The organism is Streptomyces fuscigenes, from assembly GCF_021556455.1.
Taxonomy (GTDB): Bacteria; Actinomycetota; Actinomycetes; order Streptomycetales; family Streptomycetaceae; genus Streptomyces; species Streptomyces fuscigenes.
On sequence record NZ_JAKGCV010000276.1, the window covers coordinates 1 to 7,476 of the forward strand.

General features: G+C 75.0%; 7 protein-coding genes and 1 pseudogene. 3 read left to right on the forward strand and 5 right to left on the reverse strand.

Annotated features, from left to right (window positions below; genetic code table 11):
• Positions 1–37 precede the first annotated feature (37 nt).
• On the reverse strand, positions 38–1,123 hold the full coding sequence (gene cobT, locus L1885_RS19780; protein WP_235798498.1) for a nicotinate-nucleotide--dimethylbenzimidazole phosphoribosyltransferase: 1,086 nt from the start codon (positions 1,121–1,123) through the stop codon (positions 38–40).
• Between the two features lie 81 nt (positions 1,124–1,204).
• Positions 1,205–2,413, reverse strand: a complete 1,209-nt coding sequence (locus L1885_RS19785; RefSeq protein ID WP_235798505.1) for a bifunctional adenosylcobinamide kinase/adenosylcobinamide-phosphate guanylyltransferase — start codon at positions 2,411–2,413, stop codon at positions 1,205–1,207.
• Between the two features lie 125 nt (positions 2,414–2,538).
• On the opposite strand from L1885_RS19785, the pseudogene L1885_RS19790 reads away from it, so the two are divergent.
• A pseudogene (locus L1885_RS19790) lies at positions 2,539–2,745 on the forward strand (hypothetical protein); the annotation flags it as partial.
• Between the two features lie 231 nt (positions 2,746–2,976).
• Here L1885_RS19790 and L1885_RS19795 read toward each other — a convergent pair.
• The 3 genes from L1885_RS19795 to L1885_RS19805 form a co-directional block, all read right to left on the reverse strand.
• Positions 2,977–4,092, reverse strand: coding sequence for a S1C family serine protease (locus L1885_RS19795; protein ID WP_235798500.1), 1,116 nt, complete (start codon positions 4,090–4,092; stop codon positions 2,977–2,979).
• A gap of 150 nt (positions 4,093–4,242) precedes the next feature.
• Positions 4,243–4,992, reverse strand: a complete 750-nt coding sequence (locus L1885_RS19800; protein WP_235798501.1) for a class I SAM-dependent methyltransferase — start codon at positions 4,990–4,992, stop codon at positions 4,243–4,245.
• A 227-nt stretch (positions 4,993–5,219) separates the two neighbouring features.
• A complete protein-coding gene (locus L1885_RS19805; protein WP_235798502.1) occupies positions 5,220–5,816 on the reverse strand; it encodes a DUF3043 domain-containing protein in 597 nt (198 codons plus the stop codon).
• A 370-nt stretch (positions 5,817–6,186) separates the two neighbouring features.
• Between L1885_RS19805 and L1885_RS19810 the strand changes: the two genes are divergently transcribed.
• Positions 6,187–6,972, forward strand: coding sequence for a PspA/IM30 family protein (locus L1885_RS19810; RefSeq protein ID WP_235798503.1), 786 nt, complete (start codon positions 6,187–6,189; stop codon positions 6,970–6,972).
• Positions 6,973–6,979: 7 nt separating this feature from the next.
• A complete protein-coding gene (gene pspAA, locus L1885_RS19815; RefSeq protein WP_235798504.1) occupies positions 6,980–7,264 on the forward strand; it encodes a PspA-associated protein PspAA in 285 nt (94 codons plus the stop codon).
• Positions 7,265–7,476 lie beyond the last annotated feature (212 nt).

The following is a 7,476-nucleotide window of genomic DNA, read 5'->3' on the forward strand; positions in this document are numbered from 1 at the left end:
GCGGCCGCGGCGCCGGACGGGCACCGCGGCCGGGTGCTCAGGTCGCGTCGAGCAGGTCCGAGCGGGAGTCCGCCTCCCCGGCGGCCTCGGGGAGTTCGGCCGCGAGGGCGGCGGCGGCCTGCACCAGCGGCAGCGCCAGCAGCGCGCCCGTGCCCTCGCCGACGGTGACGCCCTGGTCGAGCAGGGGCGTCATGGCCATCCGGTCGAGCGCCTTGGCCTGCGCGGGCTCGCCCGTCACATGGCCCGCGAGCCACCAGTCGGGCGCCCGGAACGCGGCGCGCTGACCCACCAGCGCGCACGCCGCGGACACCACGCCGTCCAGGATGACCGGCATCCGCCGCACGGCGCTCTGGAGCAGGAAGCCCGTCGCCGCGGCCAGGTCCGCGCCGCCCACCGCGGCGAGCAGGCTGAGCTGGTCGCCGAGCACGGGCCGGGCCCGGCGCAGCGCGTCGCGCACCGCCGCGCACTTGCGCATCCACGCCAGGTCGTCGATGCCCACGCCGCCGCGGCCGGTCACCACCGAGGCGTCGGTGCCGCACAGCGCCGCGATCAGCGTCGCGGCGGACGTCGTGCCGCCGACGCTCAGGTCGCCGAGCACCACGAGGTCCGTGCCGGAGTCCGCCTCCTCGTCGGCGATCCGCATGCCGAGCCGTACGGCCTCCTCGGCCTCCTGCGCCGTCAGCGCGTCCTCGACGTCGATGCGGCCGCTGCCGCGGCGGACGCGGTGCTTCACGACCTCCTCTGGCAGCAGCGCCGGGTCGCAGTCCAGCCCCGCGTCCACGATCCGCACGCCGACACCGGCCCGGCGGGCCAGCACCGCGCCCGGGCTCGCCCCGTCCAGCGCGGCGCGCACCAGGGTGTGCGCGGTGAACGCCGGCCGGCCCGAGACGCCGAGGCCGGCCACCCCATGGTCGCCCGCGAACAGCACCACGCGCGGCTGCCGGATCGCCTTCACCGGCACGGAGCGCTGCGCGGCCGAGAGCCAGTCGCCCAGCTCGTCCAGCCGCCCGAGCGAGCCGGGCGGCACGCCCTGGCGCTCCCGGCGTTCCTCGGCGTCCCGCCGCATACCGCTGTCGGGGCGCTCGATCAGATCGGAGAAGTCGTCGAGATTCAGGGCGCTCATGTGGCCGAACAGTACCCGTCCCGTTCCCGGTCAGGGCCCCTCAGGTCCCGGTTGCGCGCGGTGGGGCGCGCGGCGCCCTCCTCAGCCGCGCAGCGGCAGCGCCTGGCCCGCGACCACCAGCAGCAGATGCTCGCACTCACCGGCGAACGCCGCGTTGAGACGGCCCAGTTCGTCGCGGTAGCGCCGCACGGACGCCGTCTCCGGGACGATTCCGAGACCCACCTCGTTCGTCACCGCCACCACCGTCCGCCGAGTGGCGCGCAACGCCTCGACCAGTGCGCCGGTGCGCTCGTGCAGCGCCTTCCGCCCGCCGCCCGCCCAGGCCTCGTCGTCCCACGCGCCGACCCGGTCCATCGCGTCCGTCAGCCACAGGGACAGGCAGTCGACCAGCAGCGGCGGCCCGTCCGCCGCGAGCAGCGGCACCAGGTCGCAGGTCTCCTCCGTGCGCCAGGACGCGGGCCGCCGCTCGCGGTGCGCGCGCACCCGCTCGTCCCATTCGGCGTCGCCGCCGCGGGAGCCGCCGGTCGCCACGTAGACGACCCCCGGGAACGCGGCCAGCCGCCGCTCCGCCTCCAGCGACTTGCCGGAGCGCGCCCCGCCGGTCACCAGCGTGCGCCGGGGCACCTGGGGCACCGGCCGGTACGCGCCGACGGTGAGGGTCGTCCCGTCGGGCACCGCGCGGGCGCCCGCCGCGGCGAGCCTCCTCGACAACTCGGCGCCCTGAGGCACCTCGTGGCCGAGGTGCACGGCGACCACGTCCGTCGACGGCCCGATCGCGCCGGCCGCCCGCAGCCGGGCGACCGCGTCGGGCCGGCCCACCACGTCCGCCAGGACCATGTCGTACGGGACGGGGTGCTCGCGCTCGGCCTCCAGTCCGGCGGGCGCGCCGCGCGGCGGCAGGTACAGCAGGCGCTCCCCGTCCGGCGAGGCGACCTCGTAGCCGGTGCCCGGCGCGTCCATCGGCACCGCCCGTACCCGGTGGCCGCTCAGCAGGGTCAGCACCCGGCCGTCCGCCACCCGCCCCGCGGTGGGCAGTCCCGGCGGCAGCTCCACGGCCGGGCCGTCGTGGGGGTGGCTGAGCAGGACCTGCCGTACGGTGCCGAGACTGTGGCCGGCCCGCGCCGCCGCGAGCGCGGCACCGGGGGTGAGGTCGAGCAGGAGCACCCCGTCGACCAGCAGGGACGTGGCGCCGCGCGCCGCGCCCCCGCGGGCGGTCGCGCACACGGCGCAGGTGCAGTCGGGGCGCGGCAGCCCCTCGGGGGCTCCGGTGCCGAGCAGTGTCAGTTCCACACTCACGATCCTCCATCGACACCGCGCACGGTGCGCGCCCGGCTACGCTGCGGACAGCAGCAGACATCAACAACAGTGACCAGTGATCAGGGTAGAAAGCAGCCCCGCAGCACCTGGAGGCGCACATGGCGTGGACGTGGCGGTTCGAGAAGGCCGACGGGACGGAGGTCGTCCCCGCGGTGCGGGCCGAGGAGTTCCCCACCCAGGGAGACGCCGAGTCGTGGATCGGCGAGGAGTGGAAGGCCCTGCTGGAGGGGGGCGCCGACCAGGCCGTCCTCTTCGAGGACGACGCGAAGGTGTACGGCCCGATGAGCCTGCACGCCGAGCAGGCGGAGCCGGAGGCCGCGGCCCCCGCGGGCGGTGACGCCGGTGACACCGGCGACGTCACGGGCGCGGCCCGCGAGGCGTAGGGCCGACCGGGTCCGGGCGTCCCGGCCCGGCACGCCGCACGGATCCGTTCCCCGGACCGTGCGGCGTGCAGCGGCCGGTGCGCCCCGGGGCCGCCGTGCCCCGCGCCCGGCGTGCTCTGCCGCCGGCCGGCGGCGCGTGCGTACGGACACCGCCTACATCTCGCTGAGTTTGACCTTCGCCTTCTTCGACGAGCCCCCGCGCAGATAGGTCACGGTGACCTGCCGGCCCGGCTTCTCCCCGGCCAGCACCTCGGACAGCGACGCGATGTCGGTGATCCGGACGCTGCCGACCCGCACGATGATGTCGCCGGCCTTGAGGCCCGCGGCCCTGGCGCCGCCGCTCTTGGTGGTGCTGACGATCGCGACCCCGCTCGGCTGGAGGTCCGTCCCGAGCACGGTGCGGCCCGTGATCCCGAGCGCGGCCCGCCCCGAGTGCGTCACCTTGCCGTTCTTGATGATCTGGTCGGCGACGGTCTTCACGGTCGACACCGGGATCGCGAACCCGATGCCGGGCGCCGCGCTGCCTCCGCTGCCGATGTCGGGGTCCGTCGCGGCGAGCGTGGGGATCCCGATGACCTCGCTGTTCAGGTCGACCAGCGCGCCGCCGCTGTTGCCGGGGTTGATCGCGGCGGACGTCTGCACCAGGTTGGCGATGGTCGCTCCGGTGCCGCCGGACTGCCCGCTGCTCTCGGTGACGGTGCGTCCGACGGCGGAGACGATGCCCTGCGTGACGCTGCTGGACAGCCCCAGGGGCGAGCCCATGGCCAGTACGATCTGGCCGACCCCGACCTTGGAGGACGTCCCGAACTTCGCGCCCTTCAGGCCCTGGGGGACGGAGTCCAGCTTGATGACCGCGAGGTCCTGCTGCGGGAAGCTGGAGACGAGGCGTGCCGTGAGCGGCTGCTCGCGCGTGGCGACCGTGACCCGGAAGCTCTTCTTCGACCCGACGACGTGCGCGTTCGTCACGATGTGGCCCCGGTCGTCGTAGACGATGCCGGAGCCGAGCGCGTTGCCCGCCTCGATCTGGACGACCGAGGGCAGCACGTTCTTGATGGTGTTCTGGTAGTCCGTCTGCAGCTCGTTGGTGACGCGGGGCGGCGCCGCGGCCTGCCCGCTGGCCGCCGATCCCGTACGGGCGGCCGGGGCCGCGGGGATCGAGGACGTGCGCGCGGCGGCCGAGCAGCCCGACACCAGGGCGGCCGCGCAGAGTCCGGCGGTCAGGGGGAGCAGCGGCCGGCGCGGCCGGCCGGGGTACAGGGATCGATCCATGGCGGGGATTATCCCTTTTGCACTATTTATCCGAAGGGCGGCGCGCGGCAGAGGGGGGTCCCGTCGGTACGACCGGGGGGCTGGGACGCTGTGGGCGTCCGGCCCGCCCGGCCGAACGCGTACGCGCGCCCCGGCGCACGCCCCGCGGGTTCAGCCGCGCACGCCGCACAGGTGCAGCAGCGCCGCCACCGAGCGGTACGGGTCCGTGCGCCCGGCCCGTTCCTCGGCCGCGAACAGCCGGTCCAGCTCGGCCCCGGTGGGCGGCTCGGCGCCGTCGTCCGCGGCGTCGGTGAAGACGCGCACCCCGTACCAGGCGTGCAGCGGCGCGGCGATCCCCTCCAGCATCCGCGTCAGGTCCCCGAGCCGGTCCGCGCGCACCGTCAGCCCGAGCCGGTTCGTGTACGACGACCCGTCGAAGGCGGCGAGGGCCTCGCCCCAGTCCCCGGCGCGGCCGGGCCGCAGGGCCAGGGCGTCGCCGTTGCGCACGAGGAGCGAGAGCAGCCCGCCCGGCGCGAGCATCCGTGCGAGGCCCGCCAGCAGGGCGTCGCGGTCGCGCACGTACATCACGCCGTGGCACAGCACCACGTCGAACGCGCCCGGCTTGAAGTGGACGCCGGTGTCCATGCCCTCGCCCTGGATCAGGCGGACCCGCTCCCTGATGCCCTCGGGCTCGCCCGCCAGCTCGGCGCGCGCGGCGGCCACCATCGCGGGGTCCGACTCCAGACCCGTCACCGTGTGTCCGGCGCGCGCCAGGCGCAGCGCCTGGGTCCCCTGGCCCATCCCGACGTCCAGCACGCGCAGCCGCTGCCCCACGGGGAAGCGGCCGGCTATCTGCTCCTCCAGCTGGCGGGAGACCAGCTCCTGGCGCACGACGTTGCGCAGCCCGCCGAGCCCCCGCAACCAGGGGGTGGCGCCGCCCGTGAAGCCGTCGTCGGCCTCGTCCTGCGGGCTGTCCCCGAGAGGCGTGTCAGCGAGGAGCGCGTCCGTGAGGGCCGTGCCCCCGGATGCCGCGTCCGGGACCGCCGCGGCGCCCGGCGCCGCGTGCGTGTCCGGGGGGACCGGCGTGTCCCGGTCGGCGGCCCCGGATATCGCGCCGTGCGGCGCGCCGAGGCCGCCTCGACCGCTGGTCAGAGCTTCGCTCCGCGCTTGACCTGGGGCTTCGGCAGCCGCAGTTTGCGGATCTGCAGCGTCCGCATCAGGCCGTACATCACGACGCCCCGCGTCGACTCGTTCGGGAAGCGGACGGCCAGCTGCTTGCGCAGGCGCACGGCGAGGAAGATCGAGTCGACGACCATCGCCAGGATCACCAGCAGCCACAGCAGCAGCGCGAGGTTCTGCAGCGCACCCACCCGCACCATCGTCAGCACCAGGATGACCACGGCCGACGGCAGGAAGAACTCGGCGGCGCAGAAGCGGGCGTCGACGTAGTTGCGCGCGAAGCGCCGCACCGGGCCCTTGTCGCGGGCGGGCAGGTAGCGCTCGTCGCCGCTGTTCAGCGCCTCGCGCTGGCGCGTCATCGCGGCCCTGCGCGTCTCCCGCTGCTGCTTGACCGCCGTCTTGCGGTCGGCCGGAGGCGTCACGGCGCGGCGGCGCTGCGACTGCGCCTCGCTCCGCTTCGGCGTCGGCCTGCCCTTGGGAGCCTGCGGATCGCGTGCGTGCTTGGTCAGGTCGGCCGTCACCTGGGTGGCGGGCGCCTTCTCTTCGTTCGAACGGCTACGGAACACAAGGGCCAAGGGTACGGGCTCGACCGCGCCGACCCCACACCCCCACGGGGAACGATCCCGCAACGGCCTTCGTCTTCAGGGTGTGGCGGGGAGGCGGGATCCCCGCCGCGCGCGCCGCGAGCGGGCCGGGCGACGGGGTGCGGGGCCCCGCGCGGACACGCGAGCGGCCCCGGGTCCGCGGGTGACCGAAATCCGCTGCCCCGGCGGGAGGCCCCTACTCCCTCCGCCGGAGCGGAAGCCGGTCACAGTCGTCCTTGGGGATGACCGCATCCGCGCCCGAACAGTGCGGTAATAGAGGCAGGACCCGTACTGTGGGTTCTGTTGGAGTGCTGGTTTTCGGAGTCCGTCACGAAGGGGGCGCGCGAAGCCCATGAGCGGTGTGATGAAGCGTATGGGGATGATCTTCCGCGCGAAGGCCAACAAGGCCCTGGATCGGGCCGAGGACCCGCGGGAGACGCTGGACTACTCCTACCAGAAGCAGCTGGAACTGCTGCAGAAGGTACGCCGCGGCGTCGCCGACGTGGCCACGTCCCGCAAGCGCCTTGAACTGCAGCTGAACCAGCTCCAGGGGCAGTCGACCAAGCTGGAGGAGCAGGGCCGCAAGGCCCTCGCGCTGGGCCGTGAGGACCTCGCCCGCGAGGCGCTGTCCCGCAAGGCCGCGCTCCAGCAGCAGGTCAGCGACCTGGAGACGCAGCACGAGACGCTGCAGGGCGAGGAGGAGAAGCTGACGCTCGCGGCGCAGCGCCTCCAGTCCAAGGTGGACGCCTTCCGCACGAAGAAGGAGACCATCAAGGCGACCTACACGGCCGCCCAGGCGCAGACGAGGATCGCCGAGTCGTTCTCCGGCATCTCCGAGGAGATGGGCGACGTCGGCCTCGCGATCCAGCGCGCCGAGGACAAGACGGCGCAGCTGCAGGCCAGGGCCGGCGCGATCGACGAGCTGCTGGCGTCCGGCGCCCTCGACGACCAGTCGGGCCTCGCGAAGGACGACATCGCGACCGAACTCGACCGGATCTCCGGCGGCTCTGACGTGGAGCTGGAGCTCCAGCGCATGAAGGCGGAGCTCGCGGGCGGCTCGTCGGGCGCCCAGCAGGCCATCGAGGGCGGCGGCGAGAAGCAGGACGACGCCCAGCGGCCCAACTTCGACAAGGGGTGAGGCCGTCATGATCGTACGGATCATGGGGGAAGGGCAGGCCACGGTCGCCGACAGCCACCTCGGTGAGCTCGACGAGCTGGACGACCGGCTGATGGCCGAGGTCAAGGGCGGGGACGAGGCCGGCTTCCGGCGGACGCTCTCCGCGCTGCTGGACCGCGTACGGGAACTCGGCGAGCCGCTGCCCGACGACTCCCTCGAGCCGTCGGGGCTGATCCTCCCCTCGGGCGACGCGACGCTCGAAGAGGTGCGGGAGCTGCTCAGCGACGAGGGCCTCATCCCGTCCTCCATCTGAGCGGGCGGAACGACCGCACCGTGCGCACTCCCCACTCCGGCGACTCCACCGCCCCGCGCCCGCCCGGCGCGGGGCGGACCGCTGCCCGCACGCCCGGCGAGGACCCGCAGGGGCCGCCCGCCCGGCACTCCGAGCCGCCCGCGGCGGCCGGCCCCCCTTCCCCCGCCGGACGGCCGCCGGACCCCGCCGCGCCCCCCGCCGGAGGACAGCGG

Coding starts and splice junctions, on each gene's coding strand:
- pspAA (WP_235798504.1), top strand. CDS start 6,980: ATGATCGTACGGATCATGGGGGAAGGGCAGGCCACGGTCGCCGACAGC.
- L1885_RS19795 (WP_235798500.1), bottom strand. CDS start 4,092: ATGGATCGATCCCTGTACCCCGGCCGGCCGCGCCGGCCGCTGCTCCCC.
- cobT (WP_235798498.1), bottom strand. CDS start 1,123: ATGAGCGCCCTGAATCTCGACGACTTCTCCGATCTGATCGAGCGCCCC.
- L1885_RS19810 (WP_235798503.1), top strand. CDS start 6,187: ATGAGCGGTGTGATGAAGCGTATGGGGATGATCTTCCGCGCGAAGGCC.